Below are 26,179 nucleotides of genomic sequence, written 5' to 3' on the forward strand. Positions count from 1 at the left end.
CCGCGAGCGCGGTCCGGGGCGAACCCGTTTCCGACTTGCGAGTGCGGTCCGGGGCGCACTCGTCTCCGACTTGCGAGCGGGGGGCCGCGCTCACCCGTCTCCGCCCCGCCATCGCCCGCCGCTTGGGGCGACGGACCAAAACCCCCCGGCGTCTTTGTCGCCCCGGCTGAATCAATTCCGGCCAGGAATGGCGAAGGTGAGGCCATCCATCGAGGTGAGGCCACCCATCCGCCCCAAGGAGCCCCTATGAAGAGAGCCAAAGCAGCCGGCGTCTGTCTCGCGGTGTCGCTGCTGGCGGCCGGCTGCGGCACCGGCCAGGCCGGATCGGTGGGCGGCGACGCCTTCAGCTTCGCGATCAGGAGCGACCCCGGGCTGCTGGACCCCGCCCAGGTGCAGAACACCACGACCTACACGGCGCTGTCGCTGGCCTACGACACGCTGGTCGGCATCGCCGCCGACGGCGAGGTCACCCCCGGTCTCGCCGAGAAGTGGGCCGTCGGTCCATCCTCTGTCACCTTCACCCTGCGCCGGGGCGTCACCTGCTCCGACGGCACCCCGGTCACGCCGAGCACGATCGCGGCCAACGTCGCCCACCTCACCGATCCGGCCACCAAGTCGCCCGCCTACGGCGTCGTCGTACCGCAGGGCCTCAAGGCGAGGGCCGACGACACGGCCGGCACCGTCACGCTCTCCACCCCCGAGCCGTTCGCGTTCATTCTCCAGAGCACCCGCTACCTGTTCATCGTGTGCGGCGCCGGGCTCAAGGACCGCTCCCTGCTCCGGCACGCCACCTCCGGATCCGGACCCTTCCGGCTCACCTCCGCCACCCCGAACCAGAGCTACACCTTCGCCCGCCGCGAGGACCACACCGGGGGCCCCGAGGGGACGCGCGGCGACGCCGACCTGCCCGGCGAGGTGGTGCTGAAGGTCGTCGGCAGCGAGGCGACCGCGGCCAACCTGCTGCTGTCCCACGAACTCAACGGCGCCCAGTTCGCGGGCCCCGACCGGGCCCGGGTCACCCACGTCCCGGGCATCGCCACCACCGTCGCCGCGAACGGCACCCACGAGTTCTTCTTCCACCACGGCGCCGGACACCCCGGACAGGACCCCGCCGTACGCGAGGCCCTGCTGCGCGCCGTCGACCTCAAGGACCTCGGCGCCATCGCGACCGGCGGAACCGGCCGGACCCCCACGGGCCTGGTGATGCGACCGCGCCCCTGCCCGCAGGACACCGTCACCGGCCACCTGCCCGCGTTCGACGCCGGCGCGGCCGGAGCGGCACTGGACGCGGCCGGCTGGCACCGGGCCGCCGACGGCATCCGCCGCAAGGACGGCCGGAAGCTCACCCTCCGGATGATCTACCCCACCTCCGGCGGCGAGACCGTGGCAGCCGCCGCCGAGTACCTCGCCCAGGCGTGGCACGAGGCCGGCGCCGACGTGCGGCTGCGGGCCCTGTCCGACGCGGCCTACGGCGAGACCGAAGCCGTCACCCAGGACTGGGACGTGGACTGGGCACCCCTCGGCGTCACCCTGCCCACCCAACTGCTCGGCACGCTCTCCGGGCCCTTCACCCCGGACGGCGGCAACTTCGCCCACCTGGCCAACCGCGCCTACGAGCGGCTGACGGCCGCCGCGAGCAAGCTCCCCGGCTCCAAGGGCTGCACGCTGTGGGCCCGTGCGGAATCCGCGCTGATCGACAGCGGCGATCTCGTGCCGGTGGTCGACAAGACCCTCGTCACCGCCGCGCACGACGCCACCTTCCGCATCACCGCCGGACTGTTCGATCCGACGTCGATCCGGATGACGGGAGGAACCGAGTGACCCCGCCCGCGGACACCGCGCCCGAGACCACCGTCCCCCGACGGCTGAGCCTCCGCTTCCTCCTCCGGCAACTGCTGCGCCTGGCCCTCTCGTTGGCCGCGCTCGTCACCGCGTCGTTCGCGATGATCCACCTGATCCCCGGAGACCCGCTGCGCCAGATGCTCGGCCCGACCGCCCCGAAGGCCCTGGTCGACCAACGGCGCGCCGAACTCGGCCTGGACGACTCCCTGCCCGCCCAATTCGGCCACTATCTGGCGCAGTTGGCCCACGGCGACCTCGGCACCTCGTTCTTCTCGTCCCAGCCGGTGAGCGACATCATCGCGCAGGGGCTGCCGAACACCCTCTCCCTCGCGGTGCTCGCCACCCTCACCGCCCTCGCCGTGGCGATCCCGCTGGGCATGTGGGCTGCGGTGCGCACCCACGGCGGCCGGGGCCGTCGTACGGAGGCCGCCTTCACCACCCTCACCGGCGCGGCCGTCGCCATCCCCGAGTACCTGTACGGCCTCGCGCTGCTCCTCGTCTTCGCGCTGGGCCTCGGCCTGCTGCCGCCGGCCGGCCTGACCGGCCCCGCCTCCTACGTCCTGCCCGTCGCCGCGCTCACCCTGGCCCCCGCGGCGCTGATCGCCCGCCTCGCCCGCGTGGAGACCCTGCGCGAACTGGACACCGACTACATGCGCCTGGCCCACGCCAAGCGCCTGCCCGCCCGGCGGCTGTACGCCGTCCACCTGCTACCTAACACCCTCACCGCCACCCTCACCATGGGCGGTCTGCTGCTCGGCGGGCTCATCACCGGCAGCGTGCTCGTGGAGAACGTCTTCGCCTGGCCGGGACTCGGGCAGCGGACCGTCGAGGCCATCACCCAGAAGGACTATCCCGTCGCGCAGGCCATGATCCTCGTCTACGGCGCCCTCGTCCTCGTCGTCAACTTCCTCGTGGACATCGCCCTCGGCGTCCTCGACCCCCAGTCCGCCCTGTCCGCCCCCGCCCGCCAGGAGGGCTGATGCGCCGCCTGCTGAGAAACCCCCTCGGCCTCGCCGCCGCCGTACTGATCGCGGTCCTGGTCCTGCTCGCACTCGTCGGCCCGCCGCTGTTCGGGGACCAGGCCGCCGCCATCCACCCGGACCGCATCAACCAGGGCGCGAGCGCGACGGACCCGCTCGGCACCGACGCCCTCGGCCGCGACCTGCTCGCCCGCACCGTCGTCGCCACCCGGCTCACCCTCGGCCTGGCCTTCCTGGCCACGCTGATCGGCACGGTCGGGGGCGTCCTGCTCGGCGCGCTGCCCGCCGTGCTGCCCCGGCGGGCCGGCCGGCTCGTCGTCGCCACCGTCGACATCCTGGTGGCGTTCCCCGCCCTGCTGCTCGCGATGTTCACCGCCGTCGTCACCGGCCTCGGCGCCCGGGGCGCCGTCCTCGGCATCGGCGTGGCGCTCGCCCCCGCCTTCGCCCGCCTCACCCACACCCTCACGGCCTCGGTCGCCGGCGCCGACTACATCGCCGCCGCCCGCATGCTGGGGGTGCCGAGGCGGCGCATCCTCACCCGGCACATCCTGCCCAACATCGCCGAACCCCTCATCCTCAACACCGCCCAGTCCATGGGCGCCGCCCTGCTGGGCCTGTCCGCGATGTCGTTCCTCGGCATGGGAGTCCAGGCACCGTCCTACGACTGGGGCCGGCTGCTGAACGAGGCCTTCGGGCACGTCTACGTCACCCCGGCCGTGGTCGTCGCCCCCGCACTCGCCGTGGCGCTGGCCGGACTCGGGTTCATGCTGCTCGGCGACACCTTCGCCAAGGCCGCCGCCGGCTCCGCCGAGCCCCTCGGGCCCACCCGCGCGCCCACCGTGCCGCCCGCCCGGGAGGCTCCCGACCCGGACGCCGTACTCGAAGTCCGTGATCTCACCGTGGCGTTCCCCGGCGGGGTCACCCCGGTGCGCCAGGTGTCCCTGACCGTGCGGGCGGGCGAGATCGTCGGACTGGTCGGCGAGTCCGGCAGCGGCAAGAGCATGACGGCCGCCGCGATCGGCCGGATCGTGCCCCACCCGGGGCTCGTCGCGAGCGCCCGCAGCACCCTCTGCGGCACCGACCTGGACGCCCTGAAGCCCCCGGAACGCCGGGCACTGCTCGGCTCCTCGCTGGCCATGGTGTTCCAGGACCCCACCGCCTCCCTCAACCCGGCCCTCCGGGTCGGCGGCCAGCTCGCCGAGGTGGCGACCCAGCACGACGGCGCGACCCGCGCCGAGGCCCGCAGCCGCGCGGTACGGCGCCTGTCCCGGGTCCACATCCGCCGGCCCGAGCAGGTCGCACGGCAGTACCCGCACGAGCTGTCCGGCGGCATGCGCCAGCGGGCCGTCATCGCCATGGGCCTGATGGGCACCCCCCGCCTGATCATCGCCGACGAACCGACCACCGCGCTCGACGTCACCGTCCAGCGAGAAGTGCTCCGGGTGCTGCGCGAGGCCGTCGACGACACCCGGGCCGGCGCCCTGTTCATCTCCCACGACATCGCCGTGGTCGGCGAACTGTGCGACCGCGTCTCCGTGATGTACGCCGGCCGCGTCGTCGAGGAACTGCCCGCCGACGCCCTGCACCGCGCCCGCCACCCCTACACCCGGGCCCTGATCGGCTCGCTGCCCGGCATGGACACCGACCGCTCCCGGCCGCTGGCCACCATCCCCGGCCGGCAGCCCTCGCCCGCCGACGTCCACGACGGCTGCCCGTTCGCCGACCGGTGCGCCTCGGCCGGCGCGCGCTGCTCGACCCGCCCCGCACTCACCACTCGCGGCACCGGACACACGGTCGCCTGCTGGGAGGCATGATGCTGATCAGTGAACTCACCGTGCGCTTCGGCCGGTTCACCGCCGTGGACGGCGTCGGCCTGGACATCCCGCCGGGCACGGTCACCGGCCTGGTGGGGGAGTCCGGCTCGGGCAAGTCCACCCTGGCCCGCGCCGTCGCCGGGCTCACCCCCTACAGCGGAACCATCGAGGGCGTCGAACGCGGGCGCGTCCAGATGGTCTTCCAGGACCCCTACTCCTCGCTCGACCCCCGGATGCGCGTCGGCGACGCCATCGCCGAAGGCTGCCGGGTGCCGCGCGACCGGCGGGCGGCCGAGGTCGCCCGCCTCCTCGAACTCGTCTGCCTCCCCGCCTCGTACGCCCGCCGCCACCCCCGGGAACTCTCCGGCGGACAGCGCCAGCGCGTGGCCATCGCCCGCGCCCTGGCCGCCGGACCGGACCTGCTCATCGCCGACGAGGTCACCTCCGCCCTCGACGTCTCGGTGCAGGGCGCCGTCCTCAACCTCATCCGCGACCTGCGGGCCGAACTGGGCCTCACGATGCTGTTCATCTCCCACAACCTCGCCGTGGTCCGCTACGTCTGCGACACCATCGCCGTCATGCGCCACGGCCGGCTCGTCGAGACCGGGCCCGTCGAGGACGTGATCGCCGCGCCCCGGGACCCGTACACCCGCGCGCTGCTGGCCGCCGTGCCCTCGCCGGCCCGCGCCTGACCGTGCCGTCCGACACCACACGCCCCCGCACCCGAAAGGCCCCGCCGTGCCCCAGCCGCTGCATCACCGCGCCGTCGTCGCCGACGCGCACAACGACCTGCTCATGGCCGTCGCCGCCCGCCCGCCCCGGCGCTGGGGGAGCTTCTTCCGGGAACGCTGGCTGCCCCAGTTGCGCGAGGGCGGCATCGACCTCCAGGTGCTGCCGGTGTTCATCGACGACCAGTACCGCCCCGAGGGAGCGCTCCGCCAGACCCTGCGCATGATCGAGTGCGCCCACGTCCTCGCCGAGGCCAACGCCGACCAGGTCGCCCTGTGCCGCGACGGCGACGACATCGACGCGGCCCTCGCCGACGGCAGGATCGCCCTCGTCCTCGCCCTGGAGAGCGCACCCGGCATCGACGCCTCCGTGGAACTCCTCGCCACCATGGCCCGGCTCGGCGTGCGCATCGCGTCCGTCGCCCACTGGGGCCGCACCCCGCTCGCCGACGGCAGCCGCGAGGACGCCACCGGCAGCCGCCTCACCGCGCCCGGCGTCGCGGCCCTCCGGGAGATGGAACGCCTGCGCATGCTCTTCGACATCTCCCACCTCGGCGCCGCCGGCGTCGCCCACGTCCTGGAACTCGCCACCCGCCCCCTGCTCGCCACGCACTCCTGCGCCCGCGCCCTGCGCGACCACCACCGCAACCTCACCGACGAGCAGATCCGCGGCGTGGCCGGCACCGGCGGGGTGGTCTGCGTGAACTTCGTGCCGGACTTCCTCACCGACACCCAGGAGAAGGTGGGCGTCGAGCTGATCGTCGACCACATCGAGCACATCGTCTCGGTCGCCGGAATCGACCACGTCGGACTCGGCTCGGACTTCGTCCAGGAGATCATGGCCGACCTCACGCCGCCCTGCTGCGAGACCCTGGACGACGAGGACCCGCTCTTCACCTTCCCCGGCCTGGCGGGACCGGCCGGCCTGCCCCTGGTCACCGACGCGCTCCTCGACCGAGGGCTGCCCGAGACCGACATCCTCAAGATCCTCGGCGGCAACCTCAGGCGACTGCTGAGCCGTTCCATGGGCTGACCCGCCCAGCTCCGGGCCTCCGTCTGGTACCCCGGCACCAAGCCGCCCCCGAGCCCGGTACCGCGCGCACCAACTCCACTCGCCCCCCACTGCCTAACGTGGCAGCCATCCCACCCTGGAGGACTCCACCCGTGCAGGCCCACCACACCACCCACCCCGCACCATCGCCCCTCGACGCCATGCTCACCGACCTCGAAGAACTGGTGACCTGCGAGTCGTACTCCGCCGACCACGCCGCCGTCGCCCGCAGCGCCCGGGTCGTCGCCGAACAGGGCGGCCGACTGCTCGACGCCCGGCCCGAGACGCTCGTCATCGACGGCGTGACCCACCTGCACTGGACCTTCGGCACCCCGCGCGTCCTGCTCCTCGGGCACCACGACACCGTCTGGCCCATCGGCTCACTGAAAACCCACCCCTGGCGCGTCGAGGACGGCATCGCCCGCGGCCCCGGGGTCTTCGACATGAAGGCCGGACTGGTCCAGCTCTTCCACGCCCTCACCCTGCTGCCCTCGCTCGACGGCGTCACGGTCCTGGTCACCGGGGACGAGGAGGTCGGCTCGGCCACCTCCCGGGCGCTGATCGAGGACACGGCACGGCAGTGCGCGGCCACCTTCGTCCTGGAGGCCTCGGCGGCCGGCGGGGCACTGAAGACCAGTCGCAAGGGCGTCTCCGCCTACGACATCACCGTCCACGGACGCGCCGCCCACTCCGGCCTCGAACCCGAGAAGGGCGTCAACGCGGCCACGGAACTGGCCCACCAACTGCTTGCCCTCCAGCACGTCGCGGACACCGTCACGGCCCGCACCGGCCCCGGTACGACCGTCACGCCCACCGTGATGTCGGCGGGCACCGCCACCAACACCGTCCCGGCCCGCGCCGACCTGAGCGTCGACGTCCGCGTGCCCACACCGGCGGCACAGGCGGAGACCGACGCACTCCTGCGCGCCCTGGAGCCGCGCACCCCCGGCGCCCGCCTGGAGATCACCGGCGGCCCCAACCGGCCGCCCCTGGACACCGGTTCCTCCCAGCGTCTGTTCACGCTGGCCGCCGAACTGGCCGTACGGCTGGGCATGGACCCCCTGGAGCAGGCGGCCGTCGGCGGAGCGTCCGACGGCAACTACACGGCGGGAGCCGGCTGTCCCACCCTCGACGGCCTCGGCGCCGTGGGCGACGGCGCCCACGCCGACCACGAGCACGTCGTCACCGCCGCGTTGCCGGTCCGGGCCCGGCTGCTGGCCGAACTGGTCGGAGCGGTGCGGTGAACCGCCCCGCCATCCGTGAACTCCACACCATGGCGGAGTTCGAGAGCGTCTGCCTGCTCTTCGCCCGCATCTGGGGCACCGAGCCGGACACCGCGCCGGTCTCCGCCGAGATCATGCGGGCGCTGTCCCACGCCGGCAACTACATCGCCGGAGCCCACGAGGACGGCCACCTCGTCGGAGCCTCCGTCGGCTTCTTCGGCGAACCCACCGGCATCACCCTGCACTCCCACATCACCGGCACCGCCATGGGCCGCGGCATCGGCCTGGCCCTCAAACTGCACCAGCGGCAGTGGGCCCTGGACCGCGGTCTGAAACGCATCACCTGGACCTACGACCCGCTGATCCGCCGCAACGCCCACTTCAACCTCACGAAGCTCGGCGCGCGCCCCGAGGAGTACCTGCCGTCCTTCTACGGCGCCATGGACGACGCCATCAACGGCGGCGACGAGTCCGACCGCGTCCTGACGGCCTGGGACCTCACGACCCCTCTCGACACCCACGCACGCGACAGCGCCGCCGCCACCCTTCCCGCCGGAGCCGTCCAGGGCATCCGCAACCGCGACGGCCGCCCCGAACTCGGAACTCTCGATGAGGAGTTCATCCTCATCGACCTGCCCGACGACATCGAGGCCCTGCGCCGCACCGACCCGGCGGCGGCCCGGAGCTGGCGGCTCGCCGTCCGCCACGTCCTCGGTGACCTGCTCGCCGAAGGAGCACGCGTGACCGGATTCCACGACCGGCGCCGTTACGTCGTCCACCGCACCCCCGCCGGGGGCCTGCCCCCTCTCTCCACCAGGAGCCACCAGTGACCAAGACGAAGATCACCGGCGTCGAACTGCGCCGGATCGCGATGCCGCTCGTCGCACCGTTCCGCACCTCGTTCGGCACCGAGACCAGCCGCGACGTCCTCCTGGTACGGGTGGTCACCCCGGAGGGCGAGGGCTGGGCCGAGTGCGCGGCGATGTCCGAGCCCCGGTACTGCTCCGAGTACGTCGACGGCGCCCAGGACGTCCTGCGCCGGTTCCTCATCCCCGCACTGCCGAAGAGCGGCGTCGCCGCCGCCGCCGTCGGACGGGCCCTGGCCCCCTTCACCGGCCACCAGATGGCCAAGTCCGCGCTGGAGTCGGCGGTCCTGGACGCCCAACTCCGCGCGTCCGGCGACTCCTTCGCCTCCCACCTCGGCGCCGCCCACGACCGCGTGCCCTGCGGCGTCTCGGTGGGCATCATGGACTCGATCCCCCAACTCCTCGACGCCGTAGAGCAGTACGTCGCCGAGGGCTACCTCCGGATCAAGCTGAAGATCGAACCCGGCTGGGACGTCGAGCCCGTCCGCGCGGTCCGGGAACGCTTCGGCGACGACCTCCTCCTCCAGGTGGACGCCAACGCCGCCTACACCCTGGTCGACGCCCAGCACCTCGCCCGGCTCGACGCGTTCGGCCTCCTGCTGATCGAACAGCCCCTGGCCAACGACGACATGGTGCAGCACGCCCAGCTCGCCAAGCTGCTGCGCACACCCATCTGCCTGGACGAGTCGATCGAGTCCGCCGCCCACGCCGCGGCGGCCATCTCCCTCGGCGCCTGCTCCGTCATCAACATCAAACCGGCCCGGGTGGGCGGCTATCTGGAGGCCCGCCGCATCCACGACCTCGCCCGCGCCCACGGGGTCCCGGTCTGGTGCGGAGGCATGCTGGAGACCGGCATCGGCCGCGCCGCCAACGTCGCCCTCGCCGCACTCCCCGGCTTCACCCTCCCCGGCGACACCTCCGGCTCCCACCGCTACTTCGCCACCGACATCACCGAGCCCTTCGTCCTCACCGACGGCCACCTGACCGTCCCCACCGGCCCGGGACTGGGCGTCGACCCGCTGCCCGACGTCCTCAAGGAGGTCACGACCTCGACGGAGTGGACGGCACTCTAGCCGGAGCCTCGCCGGAAGCCGGCGAACAGCGGCAGGACACCTGTCACCGGCCCTCCCGGTCGAGCCCCGTTCTCAGGGCCCGCTCGATCTCGGTCACCGGAAACCGGGTGTGCTTGTCGTGGGTGAGCAGGCGGTGGTGGAAGTCGTCCAGGACGACGGCGTGCGGGGCGTGCCGGTCGATGACCGCGCCGATGTCGGGTGGGACCCGGTCGGAGCGACGCCCGCCGACCCAGTCACGCAGGAAGGTCCCGGGGTCGACGCCGCCGCGTATCTCGTCGGGCAGGTGATGGCGGAGCAGGTGGGTGGGCGCGTAGGAGCGGTCGTACAGGAGGTGGTCGGTGAGGAACGCCTCCTCCTGTGCCGAGAGGGCGAAGTCGCGGCTCAGCGCGAGCCCGAAGTCCGCGAAGTAGACCTGCCGGCCGTCGGTGAGCAGGTTGGCGAAGTGCGTGTCGAAGTGGACCAGCCCACGCCCGCTCATGAAGCGCGTCCCCCGGAGCAGTTGGTCCTCCACCCACCGATAGGCCGACGCGCCTCCCGGCTCCGGCGAGGGCGCGTCGCGTCGGGCGCAGAGCCACTCGGCCAGCGTCTGGGGCACGTGCTCCAGGAAAAGGACCAGGCTCCACGCGGACCGTCCGATGGCCTCCAGCCGCCGCCGCACGGCCGGTGACCCGTCCCAGTGCGCGACGGCCCCTTCCACGCCACCGAACCCGTCGACGAAGCCGGCCGGCGGGCTGTCGGGCAGCACCCGCCAGTGGTGGAGCAGCGGGAAACCCGCGTAGGCGTCTTTCAGCACCCACCCGGTGGTCATGAGGTGCACGGCCAGCTCACGCCAGGCCCCGAAGCCCGCCGACCCGATTCCGTACTGGTAGCAGAGCGGAAGGCCGAAGAGGTTGGCGGTCGACCGCACATGCTCCGGCCGCAGTTCCAGGTCTGCCAGCGGCACCCGCTTGACGAAGACGCGTACCCCCGCGACCTCCAGCTCCGCGGACCTGCCGCCGATGCCGGAACCGAGGGTGGGCGCTGCGGCCACCGCCTCCTTGAGCCGGCGGTCGCTCAGCAGGGACAGCCGCGTCCCGACGTCCGCGTAGGCGGCGACTCGCGCGGCATGTCCCGACTCGGTCAGGTCCGACATCCGAGGTGCCCTCAGGATCGCGTGGCCGTCGCACACCCGGCGCCTGCCGTCCGGCCGCCCTGTCCGACCGGTGTGCTGCGGTCGTAGGGATCGACCTCCGTGCCGGCGTCCGTCGACTGCTCGGTGCCGAAAGGCGGAGTCAGATAGCCGGTGGGAGCGCCGCACCCGCCGTTCGTCGCGTCGTACTTGTACGACACGATGGAGAACGTCCCCGGTTCGGTGATCACCTTGCCGGGATCGTCCCAGCTCAGCACCAGCTCACGCCGGAGAATCGTACGGATGACCTCGTCGTCACCGCCTCCGTCGGCGCGGGTCACCGGGTAGACGAAGGTGACGTCGGCGGTCACCTGGAGCGCGCCGCGCTCGCCCTCCCGGTAGGTGAGCCGGCCGCGGGTCCGTATGTCGTCGCCGACCAGACGCGTGCGTGACGGCTGGAAGCGGCTGAAGAGCAGGAGGGGGTCGCTGTCCACGCCCGGTGTCCGGAACGCCGTCCTCAGCAAGGCCTTGACGTCCTTCTGGTGCGGGTTGACCAGTGCGATCGCCTTTTCAGGGCGCTCGCCCCGCAGGACCTCGCGGTCCAGGTTGGCCGCCACGAGGAAGTCCCGGCTGCGGGCGAGGGCTCGTTCGACCTCGGCCGCGCTCATCCATCCGACCGCCTTGGCTCGCGGCACGGTGATCCCCGCTGCGCCGCTCGCCCAGCGCGCCGCCGGCGAACCACGGTACGGCTCGTCGAGCGTGGGCTGCCGGTCGGAGACCGTGGGAGGTGCCCCGTCCGGGCGGCTGGTCTCGGCCGCCGCCGGCCGGGAGCCGGAATCGTCGTCGCCGAACAGGCCGGTGATCCTCCCCGGGACGAGCGCCGCGGCCAGCAGCACCAGCGAGGCCAGCAGCCCGATCACGTACCAGCGCGTGCGCCGCCTGGGCCGACCGGGGGTGTGACTGCGCCGGCCCTCCGGGTGGCCGGGTGCGTCGTGCAGCCGGTTCGCCACCTCGCGGGCCCGCGCCGACGGTTCCCTGGGCGCGTCGGCGACCCCCGCCACCGACTCGCGCAGGAACCGCTCCCACTCCTCGTCCGACCTGGACGAGCCGCTCGGCTCCGCACTGGCACCCATGTTCCCCCCGCGATCCGCTGTCGCTCGCCGCCCACCCCCGAGGCCGCATTCGCATGATCGCACAGCGCACTGACAGCGAGGACGGCGGTGCGCAGGCCGGGGTGGTCCGGCCGATGGGGGAGAGTGCCGCCGCCCGCCAGGGAACGCGGTCCCTACGCCGGGTGCGCCGCCGCGTCCCTGGACAACCGGACGGCCGCCAGCAGGCTCAGGCCGGGCTCCGCCTCCCGCAGGGCCTTGACGGCGGCCACCGAGTCCGCGGGGCCCGCGTACCCGGACGCGGCGAGGCGCTGGTGCACCCAGCGGGCGCGCAGGACCGCGTCGGGGGTGGTGGCCGCCTCCGCGACCAAGGCGGCGGCGCGCTCCAGACCGGGACGCTGTGCGTCGGTCGCCTCGGCGAGGGCGTCGCGCAGGGCCGCGGCGACGGCGTCCGCGTCCCGCAGGACGAGGACATGGAGTTCCGGTGTGCGTCGTAGTCCGAACATGATCCCATCGTCGGTGCCCACGGACCTGGGGCTCAAGGGACTTGAGAGGCTTCTGAGGAACGCGGTGCGCCGAGGCCCCGCGGAACGCCGCGATCAGGCCGGCCCCTGCCGTCAGACCTGTCAGACCTGTCAGGTCCGTCAGACCAGCCGCTTGCGGTAGTGGAGGCGGTCGTAGGGGCCGTCCACACGGCGCTCCACCACCTCGTAGCCGAACCTGGGGTAGATCCGCTGGTTCTCCCACATGAGGGCGTTCGTGTAGAGCCTGACCTCGGGCAGGCCGAGCGCTCGCGCGTGCGAGTCCACGAATACCAGCAGGCGCCGGCCCGCCCCCGTGCCGTGCGCGTCGGGGTGGACGGCGATGCTGTCGAGGAACAGGTGGTCCTCGCGCGGCTCGACGACGACGAGCCCCGTCACGGGTTCGCCGAGGACGAACACCCTGCCCGCCGCCACGTTCGCCGCGTGGTCCGCCTCCATGGGCTGCGGCACCACCCCGATGCGCTCGATGTAAGGGTGGTAGGCCGCGTCGGTCACCGTCCGCACGCGCGCTGTGTCGACGGCCCGCGCGAGCCGGATCACCTCGTTGCCCATGCCGCGCAGACTATCCGCCCCCGGGACGCCCACGGAGCCGCGGACCACCCTGCTCACCGGGCCGGCGGCCCCCACTCTCCGGCCCGTCCCACGAGGCGCAGCCATCCTTCGCCGCCACACGCGCCCCGCCGTTTCGCGACGATGCCGGATATCCGCGCCGTACCGGGGTACAACGTGTGGTGGCGCCCGCTGTCGCGGGAGCTGTAGCGATGCCCGGCGACGGTTGTTCCGGGCATGGATGAAGGAAAAGAACAAGTATGGCCAGCGGCACCGTGAAGTGGTTCAACTCCGAGAAGGGCTTCGGTTTCATCGCCCAGGACGGCGGCGGTCCGGACGTCTTCGCGCACTACTCCGAGATCCAGGGCAACGGCTACCGGGAGCTGACCGAGGGCGAGCACGTCACCTTCGACATCGGTCAGGGACAGAAGGGCCCCCAGGCCCAGAACATCGTCCGGGGCTGACCCGACAGGACTTCGTCAGCGAGTGAGGCGGTTGCCGGCGGGCAGCCGCCTCACTCGTTCCGCACCGCCGCGAGCCGCCGTGTGCGCCGCCGCGAGTCGGCTACCGCCCCCGGCCGCCCTCCTCCCGCGCCCGCTGGAAGGCGTCCGAGATCGTCTCCGCGGCACCGGAGAGAACACCCTTGGCCACGCCGCTCCCGCCGGACTCCCGGAGCTGACCGGGAAGCTCCGCCAGCCCGGCCGGCTTCCGCGGCCCCGACTCCAGGTCGAGGCGGTTGCAGGCCTCGGCGAAGCGCAGGTAGGTGTCGACGCTGGCGACCACGATCCGGATGTCGATCTTGAGTATCTCGATACCGACGAGAGACACCCGGACGAACGCGTCGATCACCAGCCCGCGGTCGAGAATCAGCTCCAGAACGTCGTAGAGGCCACTGGAACCGCCTCCGCCACCACGCTGTGCCGCGACAGTCATCACGACCGACCCCTTGTCATCAGATCCGGAAGGTCCCGCCGACGCTGCGCCTGGCCGCGACGAAGGTTGCCTGGTACGTCTGACCCGACCCCGCGCGACCAAACACGCGTACGAGTCGGCGCCGCTCACCCACTCGCGCTGGTCCGGCGACGACCGGCGACGCATGGAATCGGCCGTCGGAAGCATGTGAGAGGCATGGAATGCGTCATCTACCAAGAGCAGACCGGAGAGAGCGAGCGGATCGACTGCGGGGAGGCGGACGACGGATGCCAGGCCACCCTGGACCGACTGACCGTGCTGAAGCAGGACGAGTTCGCCTGGATCCGCGTGGACGAACCCGGCCAGGAGGAGTTGCGGCGGCTGGGCGAGCACCTGAACCTGCACCCGCTGGCCGTCGAGGACGCGGTCAACGCCCACCAGCGGCCGAAACAGGAGCGCTACGGCGACGTGCTGGCGGTCGCCGTGAAGACGCTGTGGTTCGTGGAACGGACCGCGGACGTGGAGACCGGCGAGGTGATGATCTTCCTGGGCCCGTCGTTCGCGCTGACCGTACGGCACGGGACGGACGATCCCACGGTGGAGGCCGCTCGTCGGCTGGCGCGGCAGCCGGAGATGGCACGGCTCGGGCCGGTCAGTGTCCTGCACGCGGTGACCGACGTGATCATCGACGCCTACGCGGAGGCCGCCGGCCAGGTCCGGACGGATCTGACGGAACTGGAGCGGTGCGTGTTCTCACCCGCCCGCGAGGACCTGACCGAGCGGATCTACTCCCTCAAGCGTGAGGTGGTGGAGTTCCGCGACGCCATCCAGCCGCTCGTCCCGGTGATGCGGCCCTTCGCCACGGAACGGGAGGACTGGCCGAAGCAGGTCGTGCCGTACTTCCGCGACGTCACCGACCACCTCACCCGTACCGACACCGAGATCCGCGCCCTGGACGACCTGCTCGCCTCCGTCCTGGACGCCCATCTGGCGAAGGTGGGCACCTGGCAGAACGACGACATGCGCCGCATCAGTGCCTGGGCCGCCATCTTCGCCGTCCCCACCATGATCGCCGGGATCTACGGCATGAACTTCGCCCACATGCCCGAACTGGACTGGCGCTACGGCTACCCCTGCGCCATCGCCGCGATGGCACTCGGCGCGGGACTGCTGTACCGGGCCTTCCGCCGCAACGGCTGGCTGTGACGGACTCCTTCGGGTCCGCCCGCCTCCGGCCTGTCACGTGCGCGGCGGGCAAGGCACGGTTGGCGGGGAGCCAGGCGAGGAAGGAGACCGACTCGCCGAGCCCGGGGACGTCCACGTGGACGAGTCCGGGGCGCGGGTAGAGGCGGCGTGCCGAAGCCGGAAGGAAGGTGCTGGCCCGCTTCGCGGGACCGCCAGGACCATGGCCTCGGCGTCCCGCACCACGGGCCCGAAGCGCACCGGGCTTCCGTCGGGCCGGGGTATGACGGTGAGATAGTCCCACCAGGCGCGGGGCACATCACCCGCGGTTCGGTGGCCAGTTGACGGCTCTGGAACCCCGAGGGCAGCGGACCGCGCGGGAAGGCCGCGTCGACCTCCCCGCCTGCGAGGGCGCCGAACCGCCGGACGAAGCCGAGGGTACGCACCTCGACCTCCAGCTGGGGATGCCGGTCGCGCAGACGGGTGAGCACGGCGCCGACATGGGGCATGGCGGCCTCGGCACCGAGCGACCCGATCCGCACCCTCCCGGTCACCGCCCCGGCATGCGCGTCGGCCACCCGCAACAGCCGCTCCAGCCCTTCCACCACCGCCCGGGACTCCGCGACGACCGCACGCCCCGCGGGCGTCAGCCGTGCTCCGCTTGCACTTCACCGCCGACGACCTGACGAAGATCCGGCTCCTGCGCGGCCCCGACCCCGCCTGGGAGATCATGTGCAGTATCTGCCGGATGAAGTCGCCGGGGCTCTGGAAACGTACTTCGAGACGACGCTTCGGCCGCACTGGACGCGGTTGCACGCCGTGATGGGAGCCGGTCCTCGAAGTGGACTATGTGGACTATCCGGTCGACCGTGACGTCTTCCCGAACGGCCGGGAACTGGCCCTCGCCCCATCCTTGTTCCGCTGGCGGCGTCCGACGGCCCCGGCCGACTCGGCGCTCCAGCCGGTCCTGGTCTATCCGGTGGCCAAGCGGCCCCGGGACCTGGCCCAGACGTGGGGGTGCCGGGGCGCACGCAGGCCGCCATCCTGTCCACGATCGCCCACTGGGACGGCCGTACGTCCTCGGACGTCGCCCACGCCGTGGGTGTGGCGCAGTCCAGCGTCTCGTACGAGATCGCGGTCCTGCCCGAGAGCGCCCTGGTCAGCAGCCACCGCACGGGGAAGTACACGGTCCACACCGCCACGCCTCGCGGCCTGCGCGTCCTGGACGCCGGCTGACCCGGCGCCCGTGCGCCGGGCCCCGTTCAGTGGCGTGTGACGACCGAGCGGATCCACTTGATCTGCTGGGCGATCTCGCCGGCGCCGGCGGTCTTCTCCCGGTCGGAGGCATCGAAGACACCGAGGAGGGTCTCCCGGCCGTGAGCGGCGATGGTGGTCACGGGGCCTCCGGAGTCGCCGCCGGCGGGAACGCCGTGGACCTTCGCCATGCAGAAGTCCGAGCCCCCGGGCACCGCGAACCCGAAGCAGCGGGCGGCGTCCGGCCGCAGGACCCGCAGGTCGGACTGCTTGAGCACGGGGGACTGGCAGCGGTCCTCCTCGCCGGTGCACGTCGCTCCCCAGCCGTACTGGCGCACGAGTTGGCCGGTGTGGACATGTGCCGTGGACAGGCGGGCCGTCCGCACCCGCATCGGCGGCACCTTGATCAGCATCATGTCGGCCTTCGCGCTGCCGACCCGGCTGCCGCGCACCGGACGCAGCGTGGTGCCCCGGCGCATGTCGAGGCTGCCGACACGGAACGTGATCCGCGAGTCGGCGATCGGCCGCGCCGTCTCGAAGAAGCAGTGCGAGGCGCTGATGATCCACTGGCGGGCGATCGCCGTCCCGGTGCACTGCGGCTTGCCGTCGACCAGCATGCGCACCGCCCAGGGGCCGTACCCGCTGACCTTCCCGCCGATGACAGCCGAGGCGGGCGCGGCCGCCGCCAGGCCCCCCGCCATCAGCAGCGAGACGGTCAGCAAGAGAACACGAACACGATGCAGCATCCGGACAACTCCTCGCGTCGGAACGGAACCGGCACGGCACCCGCACCGGTACGCCCCGTCAGACGCCGTTCCGGGCCGCTCCGTTTCACCGACACGCCGTACCGATGAACCGCGAACGGCGGGCCGGCGGGGCCGATGGAGAGGGCTGGGCGGAACACACCGCCCAGCCCGGCGGCACGCAGCTGTCAGCAGTAGCCCTTCTTGGCCGCCAGCTTCACGGTGCCCTTCTTCGGCTTCTCGGTGCACTTGACGGCACCCTCCGCCTGGATGTTCCAGCTGTGGGACTTGCCGTAACCCACGTTGCCGAAGCCCGTACCACGCGAGTTGCAGGTCTTGGCCTTGTAGTAGCCGGAAGCCTTCTTGACGCCGCTGAAGACGACATAGGTGCCGGGCTTGTTGAAGTTGTAGGTGACCGACTCGCTCCGCTCCTTGGTCTTCTCCCCGGCCTTGGAGAGGGTCCCGGAGACATGGGCGTCCATGCTGGAGATGACCCAGCTCGCCGAGTAGCTGCCACCGGCCGTGACCTCACGGCCCGAGGTGACCGTCTTGCGGTAGACCGCCGTCTTCGTGTAAGTCCCCGTGCCGCCCTGAGGGATATTGATCTGCTTGGCGTGAGTGATCACCCAGCCGCTGCTCAGGCCGGTCCAGGTGGCGCTCTTGTAACCCGGCTCGCAAACGAGCGGGGCCGCGCCCGCCGATGCCACAGGCCCGAGCACCACGACGGAGGCCGCGGCCAGACCCGTGGCAGTGGCCACCGACAGCAGTTTCATGCTCATAGGACTTCCCCGTTTCGCTTGGGCGGCCCGCTCGTACGAGGGCCGCACCACCCGCTCCGACCCGGTCGGTGACGGAGCCAGGTCAAAGTAGCGTTAGGCGATCACGCCAAGCCAACTGTTTTGAGGAAGACTTGAGCTTGGACCGTTCCGGGCCCTCGGCGAGCGGGGGACCGGGCCACGGCGAAGCACGGGAAGCCGAAAACGCCCTGAGCTGGCCCGAAGCCGTCGGTACCAAGGGGCTGAAGGACCCGCTGCCGTGGCCGCCGTGGAAAATCTCCACGAGTTCCGCGAACAGAGGCAACGGCCCGAGTGGCCCGTGGACTCCTTCTGACATCAAGGAGGTGCCCATGGGGGACGGGAAGAGGACTCGGGACGAGGAGTTCCAGAGCTTCGTGGTCGGTCGCTGGCCTCGGCTGATGCGCACGGCGTTCCTGCTCGCGGGGGAGCAGCACGCCGCGGAGGACCTGGTCCAGTCGACGCTCGAACAGGTCTACGTCCACTGGCGGAAGGTCGGCTCGGCCAACGACCCCGAGGCGTACGTACGGCGCGTCATGATCAACGCTCACGCGCGCAGACACAGAAGACGGCTCAAGGAGTTCCTCGCGCCGAAGGACGACTCGGGAGTGCTGCGCGAAGTGCCGGACACGGATGACCGGATTGCGCAGGCCGACGACCGTGGCGCGTTGCTCAAGGCCCTCGCCCAACTGCCCGCACGCCAACGGGAGGCGGTGGTCCTGCGCTACTGGGAGGACCTGACGGAAACCCAGACGGCGCAGGCGATGGGCTGCTCGGTCGGCACGGTGAAGAGCAACACGGCCAAGGGCATCGCGAAGCTGCGGGCCGTACCGGGACTGGCCGAGACGGTGACGTTGGGAGGGCGGAAGTGATGGGCGCGGAGCGGGAGAACGACAAGGGGACAGAGATGACGCGGACGACGCCGACGGACATCGCCCTCCTCCTCGCGGACGTCGCGGACGAGGTCGAGATCGGCGCGGCCCCGGTACAGGCGGTCATCCGCGGCGGCCGTCGTCGCAGGGCGCGCCGCTGGGCGGTGGCGGCGGCCACGACCCTGGTTCTGGCCGGTTCGACGGGAGCGACGCTGATGGCCGCCGGGCTGCCCGGGGAGCACCGGACGACGGCCACGCAACTTCCTGTGTCGCCACAGACGCGGCACGTGTACGTGCCGCAGCGGACTGAGCTGGCGCACGGAGTCGACCGGGGCACGAACTGGCGCGTCGAGTTTTCCGTGTGGGAGGCGCCGCGTGACGACGAGGAGGCGTCCGGACAGGCGGCCGCGATGAAGGCGTACGGCGTCCTCCAGCCGGTGACCAAGGAGCGCCAACTGGTGGGCAGCACCTCGTACTTCGTGAGCCTGTACTACGGTGACGAACGCCGCCCCCGGGTGCTCGTCCTCGACACTGTGCAGAAGTGGGACGCCATGTCCGGCCACGACGTCGTCTACAACTCCGTGCCGCTGAAGCGATCGGACGCGGCGGGTGCCGACCGGCTCGTGGTGGGCCGTGTCGCGAGAACCGCCCAGCAGGTCCGCTGCACCTGGACGGACGGCACGGACACCACCGTCCGGCCCACACCGGCAGGGGGTTCCCCGGTGAACTGGTTCGTGTGCGTGGGACCGGTGGGGAAGGGCAACGAGACAGCGGCTGTCACCCGGTAGCTGCGTGACCTCGTGGTCGGGGCGGGCTCACGGCGGTGACGCCGGCCAAGCCGCAGCGAGCAGAGCGGCGGCCAAGGCGCGGCCCAGGGGTGGTCAGGAGGCGGTGCATGCCGGCCGGCTCCCCCTCGATTCAGCTGCCGCCCACCCCACCCTGAGCGGCGATCATGGTCATCGGCAGGGCTTCTGGTCCCGTCGGGACACGACCGCGCGGACACCGCCCGCCGCGGCGAGCGTCGGCAGGGCGGCGTCGGTCGCGGGGACCTCCGCGGCGGGGCCGTTCCCGTACAGTGCCGCCGCCACGCGCGCGGAGCTGCGGGTACGGCGTGGTGCGCGACGTTCAGCCGACGGGTGCCGAAGCGGGTCCGGGGCGCCGTCACGGTGAGAAGGCCGGTCGCGGCAAGCCTGTCCTCCACCTCCCGCAGCGTGCGCTCGGGCCGGTGGCGCATCAGGTGCTTCCCGCCGAGTCCGTGCCCGGCGCCGGCGTCGCGCTGCACGCCGTCCAGGACGGGGTTGCCGGTCGGCCCCGCGCCGACGACGGTGACCCGGCCGCCGGCCGCCGGCCTCCCCCAGCCGGTCGCGCAGCGCGAGGTCGATCAGGGCGGCGGCCCGCATGGCGCAACGCGTTGGTGAGGGCCTCCTGAACGATCCGGTATGCCGCCAGGTCCAGCGCGGCCGGCCGCTCGCCGAGGTCACCCTCGCGACACACGTGCAGGTCAGGCCGGTCGCACGCACCGCGCCGCCCGGCTCGTCCCGACGGACCAGTGAGGCCTCCCGCCGCTGCTCCCGGGGCATGCCCTCCTCCCCGTCCGGACGGAACGCCCGCAACGGCAGGCGCAGTCCACCCGTTCCGCGTCGTCGCCATCGTCGGCACGGCCCTGCCGGCAGTGGGCGCCTGGGCGTACTTCGACCACCGCACGGCGGTACGCAACGCACGGCGGACGTCTCCCCGAACTTCCGCCCCCCGCGCGGTAGCCGGCCGCGCCCCGCGCTCGTCAGCGCAGCGCCCGGACCACCGCCCACAGCAGGCGCGTGTTCTCCGGGGCCGAGCCGCCCGGGAAGGCATACCGGCGGCGGGTGTAGGCGTAGGAGTAGCCCTGCCGCGGGTCGGCGAAGGCGGCGGAGCCCGCCGCGCCGCTGTGGCCGAAGGCACCGGCGCCCACGGAGCGGTAGTGGAGGCCGTAGGTGTGGAAGCCCAGCCCGAACGCCTGCGGCTGACCGCTCACCAGATCCTTGCCCTCGGAGTGGATCCGGGCGAACTCGGCGGCCGTGTCAGGCTTCAGGAGTGGGCCCCGGCCATCCAGGCCGAACGCGGCGGCCGCGTACATGCCGGCGAGGCCCCGCGCGGAACCGATACCGCCCGCCGACGCCTGGCCGTTCGCGCGGACCGTACGGGAGTTGGGGAAGTCGTACAGCTCGCCGTTGCCCGGCGCGTGCACGTTGAAGGCGATGCCGCCCAGGCTGTACGGGCTGGCCTCGGCGGCATCGAGTTCGGCCCGCTGCTCGGGCGTCGGCAGCATCGGCAGGGTGGTGAGGAAACGCGGCTCCTCGGACTCCGGGAGGCCCAGCCACAGGTCGAGGCCGTACGGGGCCCGGATCCGCTCCTCGTACCACTCCCGCAGGGTGCGCCCGGTGGCCCGGAGCACCACCTCGCCGACCAGCGCGCCGATCACCAGCCCGTGGTAGCCGAAGAACCGCCCCGGCTGCCAGAACGGACGCTGCCCGGCCAGACGGGCCGCGATCGCCCGGTCGTCGCCCACCTCGTCCGGGGTGAACCCGGCGTCCAGGCCGATCACCCCGGCCCGGTGCGCGAGCAGCTCGCGCAGCGTGATCCCGCCCTTGCCCTCGGCGGCGAAGTCCGGCCAGTACGAGGCCACGGTGCGGTCCAGTTCCAGGACGCCGTCCTGGACCAGGAGCGCGGTCACCAGATACGCCGCGCCCTTGGTGGACGAGAAGACACCGAGCAGCGTCTCCCCGGTCACCCCCTCCGACCACAGGTCCACCACCCGCTCGGCGCCCCGGTGCACCACCAGCTGCGCACCCGGCGCGTGCTCCTCGCCCGCGAGGAACGTGGCGAACTCCTCCCGCACTCCCTCGAAACCGGCGGCCACCGTACCGTGGACTGCCATGAACCCTCCCGGTCTGCCGTAGCGATCTTATGGGTTCGGCAACCCGCCATTCCGGGTCGCTATTCCCCCGGTGACCGCGTCGACGACATCACGCACACACCGGTGAGCCCCCGTTGTCGGTGGTGCCTGCGAAGCTGACCGGCATGAACGGCGATGAGCAACTTCTGCGCGGCCGGGTCTACGGCCGTGACCACGACGACCCCGACCCCGGCCCGTTGCCGCACCGCACGTACGCCGCGCTGACCGGCGGCCCGCTGGACGGACTGCTGCTGGACATCACGGACCGGCGGCCACAGGAGGCCGACGACGGCGTGGCCCTGCCGACCGAGCTGGGGCGGTTCCCCGGCGGCCGGTCGCTGTACGAACCGCGCCCCGGCGAACCGCGCACCCCGGGTCCGGGGGTGACCTGCCGCTTCCACCACTCCGGCGACACCCCGTGACCCGTCGGCGCGGTGAAACGCGCTGAATTGCATCAGATGCAACATTTTGCATGGTGGCGGCAGTGATGTTTCCCCTGGTCGGCAACTCCCCGTGCTGGTCCTGGCGACAGGATGATCACTGTACTGACCTGCAACCTAGCATGCAGACTCAACAATGATGCATCTGATACAACAGGAGTGTGAATGTGCAAGCGCCGGGTTCGGCTCGTCTTGTGCTGGCGTGGAATGTCATCCACCTCGACCCGGCGCCGGCTGTGTTCGACGCGATGCTGGAGGGGTGGGCGAGGCAGCAGTCCGCCCGGTTCCTGAGGGAGAAGACGATCAGACCTCGGCTGCGGCTGATCAAACGGCTTGAGGAGTTCACCGGCCTGTACCCATGGCAGTGGACTCCTGTGGACGGTGAGGCGTTCATCGCGCATCTGCGGAGCGGAACCAGTGCGATCCAGATGTCCACGGCCCGCACCTACGAGGTGACCATCAGCCTGTTCCTTGAGTACCTCCTCGACGTTCGTTACGAGTGGATCGACGCGTGCCGGGAGCGCTTCGGGGAGGTTCCGCAGGTTGTCTTCCATGAGGGTAACTCGGTTCTACACACGGTCGAGTACGAGGCGGACCCGCGGCGTCGTCCGCTGACCTATGACGAGGTCCAGGCCCTATTCGACGCCGCCGACGCCCGGCCGAGTCGAATACGCGGCCAGGGCCGCAAGGGCGCCCTGGCAGCCCTGCGTGACGCGGCAGTGATCAAGACCGTCTACGCCTACGGCACACGTCGCACCGAGTCGTCCAAGGTCGATCTCGCTGATCTGCGCCGGAATCGCAAGATGCCGCAGTTCGGCAAGTACGGCAGCGTCATGGTGCGGTTCGGCAAGTCGAGCAAGGGGGCGCCACCGAAACGGAGGACCGTGCTGCTGATCCCGGAGATGGACTGGTTCACCGACAGTCTGGATCACTATCTGACCGACGTCCGCCCGCAGTTCACCCCGGGGCGGCACCCTGCTCTGTGGGTCACCGAACGGGTCGGCCGACTGTCTCCACGGTCGATCAACGAGGCGTTCATCGCCGCCCGTCGGGACGCCGACCTCGACGAGGATCTCGACCTGCACTGCCTGCGGCACAGCTGGATCACGCACGCGACCGAGTTCGGCTATCCGGCCCGGTTCGTTCAGGAAAATGTCGGACATTCTCACGCATCGACCACGGCGATCTACATGGGGGTCTCGAACGAGTACCGCAACGCCATGCTGGAGGCTTCCTTGAAGAACCGACTGGGCGACTACTGGGATGTGACACCGTGATCAAAAAGATGGGCTACCAGTGGCAGCTGCGGCAGCTGATGGCAGCGCGCCAGATGTTCCAGACTTCCGACCTGGTCCCGCTGCTTGCCGAACGCGGCATCGTCCTCTCGCGTGAGCAGGTCTACCGCCTGGTGACCCAGGCACCGCAGCGGATGAGCATGGACACCCTCGTGGCGCTCTGCGACATACTCGACTGCACACCGAACGATCTGATCAAACCGGAAGTCGTCAACACTCAGCTCCGCAAGACCGCGAGTGGCGAGACGGGGCCGACGCCGATCGCCGCGCCCCGCAGCGTCGTTCGCCGCCCAGGCAAGAAGTGAGACGTCCTGTGCCAGCCCCGCACCTCCGGAGGCTCGAACTCGCCGAGACACGGGCACGACTGATCACCCGAATCGTACAGGCAGTTCCGGCCCTGACCGAGGAAGAGACCCAGGCCGCTCTGGAGCATGTCCGGGCTTGGTCTCCCCAGGCGGCACGCGTGCTGGATGCCCACTTCACCGAGAACCCCTCCGCGCTCACCGCTCCTTCCCCACACTGCCCAGCCACCCTGCCCCGTCTGCTCCAACATCTCACGGCCCTTGGCCACGGCGACACCATCACCCCCCTTGGCTGCGCGGTCTGCGGCGAATCAACCCGGGAACTGAACCGTCTGTCACCGCAAGGACGCTGTTGCAGCTGGTGCGTGGAACGGGACGAAGCGAAGCGGTGCGCCCGCTCTACCGGGCAGCCCGGAAAGCCACCGAATAGCGCACGGCCGGAACGCAGCCCCTTCATCAGGAGACCAGGCCGCCGTCGACGCGTTCCGCGCGGTGCTCACCGCCCGCAAGAACCCGCAGTCCTGGACGCCGCGCTGCGACCAGGACGTCGCCGTATTCGCCGGTCACTAACTTGACCTTGACACGATGACAAGGTTTTCACTTGGACGCAGGAGGTGGTCCCGATCAACACGACCCACGTAACCCCGCAGAACGCCCGTGTGACCAACGCCCTGGGCGCCGAGGACTTGTCAGTCCGGCTTCAGACGGCCCTGGCGGTCGGCTCGAATCCCGACCCCGTGTTTCTGGAGACGCTCGTCGAGCGGTGCGCGGTCGAGCCGGACTTCTTCGTACGAGACATGCTGTCCTGGGCGCTGACCCGCCTCCCGCCGGAGGCCACCCTGCCCCGGATCCGCCATGAGCTCGCCTCCGAGCGTACCCAGGCCCGCAGCCAGGCGCTGCACACACTCTCCAAGATCGGCGACAAGAGCACGTGGGCCTGGGTCACCCGCGACATGCTGCGGGACGCCGACGACGAGGTCGCGCGGACCGCGTGGCGCGTCGCGGTCGTCTTCGTGCCCGAGGGCGAGGAGAAGGACCTGGCCGACGAACTGGTTCAGCAACTCGGCCGCGGCGACCGCACTGTGCAGCTGAGTCTGAGCCGGGCCTTGGCCGACCTCGGTGACGTGATCAGGTCGGCTCTGGAGAGGGCCGCGGAGAGTTCCGACCCGGCGGTGGCCGCGCACGCCCGTGCCACCGAGTTGCTCCGGCAGAACCCGGAGACCGGTTTCGACGTGGCCCTCGCCGAGGCGAAGCGCATGGTCGCACTCGGTCCGGAACGAGCCGCTGCCGCCGCGGCTGCGTCGGCAGGCACCGAAACCTCGGAGGCCGCTGAGCCCGCGGAGACGACCGAGTCGATGGAGACCGCGGAGGCTGCAGAGGCATCGGAGGGCGGGGATTGCTGATCGGCGATGTGGCCCGTCGCTCCGGGGTGAGCACCCGGATGCTCCGGCACTACGACGCCCTCGGGTTGGTGCGGCCCACGGGCCGCACTGTCGGTGGCTACCGCGAGTACTCCGCCGAGGATGTCCGCAGGATCTTCCATGTGGAGAGCCTGCGGTCCCTCGGGCTCTCGCTCAAGCAGATCGGGCGCGCGCTGGAGGACCCAGCCTTCACTCCGTCCACCCTGGTCAGCGACCTCATCCGGCGGACGGAGGACCGCCTGGCGCGGGAACAGGAGCTGCTCGAGCGGCTCCATGCGATCGACGCGTCGGCCCCCACCGACTGGCAGGGAGTGCTGCGCATCGTCGCACTCATGCGGGAACTCAACTCGCCCAGCGCCGCGCGCAGACAGCAGGCCGTCCTGGCCCGGCCGGAGGACGTGCCGGTATCCGCCGAACTGCTGGTTGGGGCGGTCCTGACCGAATCAGACCCTCACGTCGCAGGCGCCCTGCGCTGGGCGCTCGCCCGATCGGGCGGCGACGGTGTGGCGACGCTGTACGCCGGCACGCACTCAAGGGACGCCGACATTCGGCGGCGCGCGGTGCTGGCGATCGCCGAGCTGCCAGAGGCTCCGGGTGCTACGGCGGTGCTCGCGGACGCCCTCGGGGACCCGGACACGACGGTGCGCAGGCACGCTGCTCTGGCTCTGGGCAGGCAGGGCGAGGCCGCGGCCGTGCCCACACTCGTCAGCATGGTGGTGGAGGGCTCCAACGACGTGGACGCCGCGGAGGTTCTGGGAACGCTGTCCCTGGACCCCCGGTGCACGGACTGGATCACGACCGCCCTGGTCGACGAACTGGCCGCGCCCACCGCGGACTCCGTGACACGGATCCGCCTTACCCAGGCGCTGGTCGAGCTCGCGGGAACCACCGCGCAGGAGGTCCTGCGCCAACTGGCCCACGACGACGACAGCGCTGTCGCCCTCGTCGCCTCAGCCCTTGTCGGAGTTCTCAAAGAGCGATCCCTCGAAGACCAAGCTGACGAGCATTCCTGAAAGCGCGATCTGAACGAGGCATCAGCCATGGCCTCTCAAGGCGCTTCACGAGAGGCTCGCCTCGGAGGCAGTCGGTGTCACGGGCATAGCTGGACGGCAGTGTGTGCACACCGCAGGTGCGTCTCGGCCCGGGA

General features: G+C 71.6%; 27 protein-coding genes. 18 read left to right on the forward strand and 9 right to left on the reverse strand.

Going from position 1 to position 26,179, the window contains the following annotated elements:
* Positions 1-246: 246 nt before the first annotated feature.
* The 8 genes from NX794_RS19880 (at position 247) to menC (ending at position 9,577) form a co-directional block, all read left to right on the forward strand.
* A complete protein-coding gene (locus tag NX794_RS19880; RefSeq protein WP_258779932.1) occupies positions 247-1,821 on the forward strand; it encodes an ABC transporter substrate-binding protein in 1,575 nt (524 codons plus the stop codon).
* Positions 1,818-2,822, forward strand: a complete 1,005-nt coding sequence (locus NX794_RS19885) for an ABC transporter permease (RefSeq protein WP_258779933.1) — start codon at positions 1,818-1,820, stop codon at positions 2,820-2,822. Before NX794_RS19880 ends, NX794_RS19885 begins: the two co-directional genes overlap by 4 nt.
* Positions 2,822-4,636 (forward strand): dipeptide/oligopeptide/nickel ABC transporter permease/ATP-binding protein, encoded by a 1,815-nt coding sequence (locus NX794_RS19890; RefSeq protein WP_258779934.1) that lies wholly within the window; start codon positions 2,822-2,824, stop codon positions 4,634-4,636. The genes NX794_RS19885 and NX794_RS19890 overlap by 1 nt, the downstream gene beginning before the upstream one ends.
* Entirely contained in the window at positions 4,633-5,328 is a 696-nt protein-coding gene (locus NX794_RS19895; protein ID WP_258779935.1) for an ABC transporter ATP-binding protein, read from the forward strand. The genes NX794_RS19890 and NX794_RS19895 overlap by 4 nt, the downstream gene beginning before the upstream one ends.
* A gap of 46 nt (positions 5,329-5,374) precedes the next feature.
* Positions 5,375-6,397, forward strand: a complete 1,023-nt coding sequence (locus NX794_RS19900) for a dipeptidase (protein WP_258779936.1) — start codon at positions 5,375-5,377, stop codon at positions 6,395-6,397.
* Between the two features lie 179 nt (positions 6,398-6,576).
* Entirely contained in the window at positions 6,577-7,659 is a 1,083-nt protein-coding gene (locus NX794_RS19905; RefSeq protein ID WP_258779970.1) for a M20 family metallopeptidase, read from the forward strand.
* On the forward strand, positions 7,656-8,468 hold the full coding sequence (locus NX794_RS19910) for a GNAT family N-acetyltransferase (RefSeq protein WP_258779937.1): 813 nt from the start codon (positions 7,656-7,658) through the stop codon (positions 8,466-8,468). Before NX794_RS19905 ends, NX794_RS19910 begins: the two co-directional genes overlap by 4 nt.
* Positions 8,469-8,509: 41 nt before the next feature.
* Positions 8,510-9,577, forward strand: a complete 1,068-nt coding sequence (gene menC, locus NX794_RS19915) for an o-succinylbenzoate synthase (protein WP_258779971.1) — start codon at positions 8,510-8,512, stop codon at positions 9,575-9,577.
* Between the two features lie 43 nt (positions 9,578-9,620).
* On the opposite strand, the gene NX794_RS19920 is transcribed toward menC, so the two are convergent.
* The 4 genes from NX794_RS19920 to NX794_RS19935 form a co-directional block, all read right to left on the reverse strand.
* Positions 9,621-10,709, reverse strand: a complete 1,089-nt coding sequence (locus NX794_RS19920) for a protein kinase family protein (RefSeq protein WP_258779938.1) — start codon at positions 10,707-10,709, stop codon at positions 9,621-9,623.
* 11 nt (positions 10,710-10,720) lie between these two features.
* Entirely contained in the window at positions 10,721-11,818 is a 1,098-nt protein-coding gene (locus NX794_RS19925) for a hypothetical protein (protein WP_258779939.1), read from the reverse strand.
* A gap of 152 nt (positions 11,819-11,970) precedes the next feature.
* Positions 11,971-12,300 (reverse strand): hypothetical protein, encoded by a 330-nt coding sequence (locus NX794_RS19930; protein WP_258779940.1) that lies wholly within the window; start codon positions 12,298-12,300, stop codon positions 11,971-11,973.
* Positions 12,301-12,438: 138 nt separating this feature from the next.
* Complete coding sequence (locus NX794_RS19935) at positions 12,439-12,888, reverse strand: GNAT family N-acetyltransferase (RefSeq protein ID WP_258779941.1); 450 nt, start codon at positions 12,886-12,888, stop codon at positions 12,439-12,441.
* Positions 12,889-13,145: 257 nt separating this feature from the next.
* On the opposite strand from NX794_RS19935, the gene NX794_RS19940 reads away from it, so the two are divergent.
* Positions 13,146-13,349, forward strand: coding sequence for a cold-shock protein (locus NX794_RS19940; protein WP_107458844.1), 204 nt, complete (start codon positions 13,146-13,148; stop codon positions 13,347-13,349).
* 100 nt (positions 13,350-13,449) lie between these two features.
* Here the strand turns inward: NX794_RS19940 and gvpJ are convergent, their stop codons facing one another.
* Complete coding sequence (gvpJ, locus tag NX794_RS19945; RefSeq protein WP_258779942.1) at positions 13,450-13,818, reverse strand: gas vesicle protein GvpJ; 369 nt, start codon at positions 13,816-13,818, stop codon at positions 13,450-13,452.
* Between the two features lie 195 nt (positions 13,819-14,013).
* Between gvpJ and NX794_RS19950 the strand changes: the two genes are divergently transcribed.
* A complete protein-coding gene (locus tag NX794_RS19950) occupies positions 14,014-15,003 on the forward strand; it encodes a magnesium and cobalt transport protein CorA (RefSeq protein WP_258779943.1) in 990 nt (329 codons plus the stop codon).
* Here the strand turns inward: NX794_RS19950 and NX794_RS19955 are convergent.
* Positions 14,925-15,488 carry a substrate-binding domain-containing protein gene (locus NX794_RS19955; RefSeq protein WP_258779972.1) on the reverse strand — a complete coding sequence of 188 codons (564 nt, stop codon included), beginning with the start codon at positions 15,486-15,488 and terminating at the stop codon, positions 14,925-14,927. The two genes, NX794_RS19950 and NX794_RS19955, sit on opposite strands and share 79 nt — an antisense overlap.
* 508 nt (positions 15,489-15,996) lie before the next feature.
* On the opposite strand from NX794_RS19955, the gene NX794_RS19960 reads away from it, so the two are divergent.
* Complete coding sequence (locus tag NX794_RS19960) at positions 15,997-16,215, forward strand: ArsR/SmtB family transcription factor (RefSeq protein WP_258779944.1); 219 nt, start codon at positions 15,997-15,999, stop codon at positions 16,213-16,215.
* Between the two features lie 26 nt (positions 16,216-16,241).
* Here NX794_RS19960 and NX794_RS19965 read toward each other — a convergent pair whose 3' ends face one another.
* Positions 16,242-16,979 carry a trypsin-like serine protease gene (locus NX794_RS19965; RefSeq protein ID WP_258779945.1) on the reverse strand — a complete coding sequence of 246 codons (738 nt, stop codon included), beginning with the start codon at positions 16,977-16,979 and terminating at the stop codon, positions 16,242-16,244.
* A gap of 185 nt (positions 16,980-17,164) precedes the next feature.
* Positions 17,165-17,755, reverse strand: a complete 591-nt coding sequence (locus tag NX794_RS19970; RefSeq protein WP_258779946.1) for a hypothetical protein — start codon at positions 17,753-17,755, stop codon at positions 17,165-17,167.
* Between the two features lie 347 nt (positions 17,756-18,102).
* On the opposite strand from NX794_RS19970, the gene NX794_RS19975 reads away from it, so the two are divergent.
* Complete coding sequence (locus tag NX794_RS19975; RefSeq protein ID WP_258779947.1) at positions 18,103-18,642, forward strand: SigE family RNA polymerase sigma factor; 540 nt, start codon at positions 18,103-18,105, stop codon at positions 18,640-18,642.
* A 35-nt stretch (positions 18,643-18,677) separates the two neighbouring features.
* On the forward strand, positions 18,678-19,430 hold the full coding sequence (locus NX794_RS19980) for a hypothetical protein (RefSeq protein ID WP_258779948.1): 753 nt from the start codon (positions 18,678-18,680) through the stop codon (positions 19,428-19,430).
* 992 nt (positions 19,431-20,422) lie between these two features.
* On the opposite strand, the gene NX794_RS19985 is transcribed toward NX794_RS19980, so the two are convergent.
* Positions 20,423-21,556, reverse strand: a complete 1,134-nt coding sequence (locus tag NX794_RS19985; RefSeq protein WP_258779949.1) for a serine hydrolase domain-containing protein — start codon at positions 21,554-21,556, stop codon at positions 20,423-20,425.
* Between the two features lie 143 nt (positions 21,557-21,699).
* On the opposite strand from NX794_RS19985, the gene NX794_RS19990 reads away from it, so the two are divergent.
* The 5 genes from NX794_RS19990 (at position 21,700) to NX794_RS20010 (ending at position 26,045) form a co-directional block, all read left to right on the forward strand.
* Complete coding sequence (locus tag NX794_RS19990) at positions 21,700-21,996, forward strand: hypothetical protein (protein ID WP_258779950.1); 297 nt, start codon at positions 21,700-21,702, stop codon at positions 21,994-21,996.
* Positions 21,997-22,262: 266 nt separating this feature from the next.
* Positions 22,263-23,291 (forward strand): tyrosine-type recombinase/integrase, encoded by a 1,029-nt coding sequence (locus tag NX794_RS19995; RefSeq protein ID WP_258779973.1) that lies wholly within the window; start codon positions 22,263-22,265, stop codon positions 23,289-23,291.
* Positions 23,288-23,614 (forward strand): helix-turn-helix domain-containing protein, encoded by a 327-nt coding sequence (locus NX794_RS20000; RefSeq protein ID WP_258779951.1) that lies wholly within the window; start codon positions 23,288-23,290, stop codon positions 23,612-23,614. Before NX794_RS19995 ends, NX794_RS20000 begins: the two co-directional genes overlap by 4 nt.
* Positions 23,615-24,270: 656 nt before the next feature.
* Positions 24,271-25,014: a HEAT repeat domain-containing protein gene (locus NX794_RS20005; RefSeq protein WP_258779952.1), complete on the forward strand. Its 744-nt coding sequence runs from the start codon at positions 24,271-24,273 to the stop codon at positions 25,012-25,014.
* Positions 25,008-26,045: a MerR family transcriptional regulator gene (locus tag NX794_RS20010; protein ID WP_258779953.1), complete on the forward strand. Its 1,038-nt coding sequence runs from the start codon at positions 25,008-25,010 to the stop codon at positions 26,043-26,045. Before NX794_RS20005 ends, NX794_RS20010 begins: the two co-directional genes overlap by 7 nt.
* The last annotated feature ends 134 nt before the right edge of the window (positions 26,046-26,179 follow it).

The organism is Streptomyces pyxinicus, assembly GCF_024753135.1.
GTDB classification, from domain to species: domain Bacteria; phylum Actinomycetota; class Actinomycetes; order Streptomycetales; family Streptomycetaceae; genus Streptomyces; species Streptomyces pyxinicus.

Coding starts and splice junctions, on each gene's coding strand:
- NX794_RS19935 (WP_258779941.1), bottom strand. CDS start 12,888: ATGGGCAACGAGGTGATCCGGCTCGCGCGGGCCGTCGACACAGCGCGC.
- NX794_RS19970 (WP_258779946.1), bottom strand. CDS start 17,755: ATGAGCATGAAACTGCTGTCGGTGGCCACTGCCACGGGTCTGGCCGCG.
- NX794_RS19890 (WP_258779934.1), top strand. CDS start 2,822: ATGCGCCGCCTGCTGAGAAACCCCCTCGGCCTCGCCGCCGCCGTACTG.
- NX794_RS19990 (WP_258779950.1), top strand. CDS start 21,700: ATGAACGGCGATGAGCAACTTCTGCGCGGCCGGGTCTACGGCCGTGAC.
- gvpJ (WP_258779942.1), bottom strand. CDS start 13,818: ATGACTGTCGCGGCACAGCGTGGTGGCGGAGGCGGTTCCAGTGGCCTC.
- NX794_RS19965 (WP_258779945.1), bottom strand. CDS start 16,979: ATGCTGCATCGTGTTCGTGTTCTCTTGCTGACCGTCTCGCTGCTGATG.
- NX794_RS19955 (WP_258779972.1), bottom strand. CDS start 15,488: ATGCCCCATGTCGGCGCCGTGCTCACCCGTCTGCGCGACCGGCATCCC.
- NX794_RS19920 (WP_258779938.1), bottom strand. CDS start 10,709: ATGTCGGACCTGACCGAGTCGGGACATGCCGCGCGAGTCGCCGCCTAC.
- NX794_RS19940 (WP_107458844.1), top strand. CDS start 13,146: ATGGCCAGCGGCACCGTGAAGTGGTTCAACTCCGAGAAGGGCTTCGGT.
- NX794_RS19980 (WP_258779948.1), top strand. CDS start 18,678: ATGACGCGGACGACGCCGACGGACATCGCCCTCCTCCTCGCGGACGTC.
- NX794_RS19975 (WP_258779947.1), top strand. CDS start 18,103: ATGGGGGACGGGAAGAGGACTCGGGACGAGGAGTTCCAGAGCTTCGTG.
- NX794_RS19895 (WP_258779935.1), top strand. CDS start 4,633: ATGATGCTGATCAGTGAACTCACCGTGCGCTTCGGCCGGTTCACCGCC.
- NX794_RS19930 (WP_258779940.1), bottom strand. CDS start 12,300: ATGTTCGGACTACGACGCACACCGGAACTCCATGTCCTCGTCCTGCGG.
- NX794_RS19950 (WP_258779943.1), top strand. CDS start 14,014: ATGGAATGCGTCATCTACCAAGAGCAGACCGGAGAGAGCGAGCGGATC.
- NX794_RS19880 (WP_258779932.1), top strand. CDS start 247: ATGAAGAGAGCCAAAGCAGCCGGCGTCTGTCTCGCGGTGTCGCTGCTG.
- NX794_RS19905 (WP_258779970.1), top strand. CDS start 6,577: ATGCTCACCGACCTCGAAGAACTGGTGACCTGCGAGTCGTACTCCGCC.
- NX794_RS19995 (WP_258779973.1), top strand. CDS start 22,263: ATGCTGGAGGGGTGGGCGAGGCAGCAGTCCGCCCGGTTCCTGAGGGAG.
- NX794_RS19925 (WP_258779939.1), bottom strand. CDS start 11,818: ATGGGTGCCAGTGCGGAGCCGAGCGGCTCGTCCAGGTCGGACGAGGAG.
- menC (WP_258779971.1), top strand. CDS start 8,510: ATGCCGCTCGTCGCACCGTTCCGCACCTCGTTCGGCACCGAGACCAGC.
- NX794_RS19985 (WP_258779949.1), bottom strand. CDS start 21,556: ATGGCAGTCCACGGTACGGTGGCCGCCGGTTTCGAGGGAGTGCGGGAG.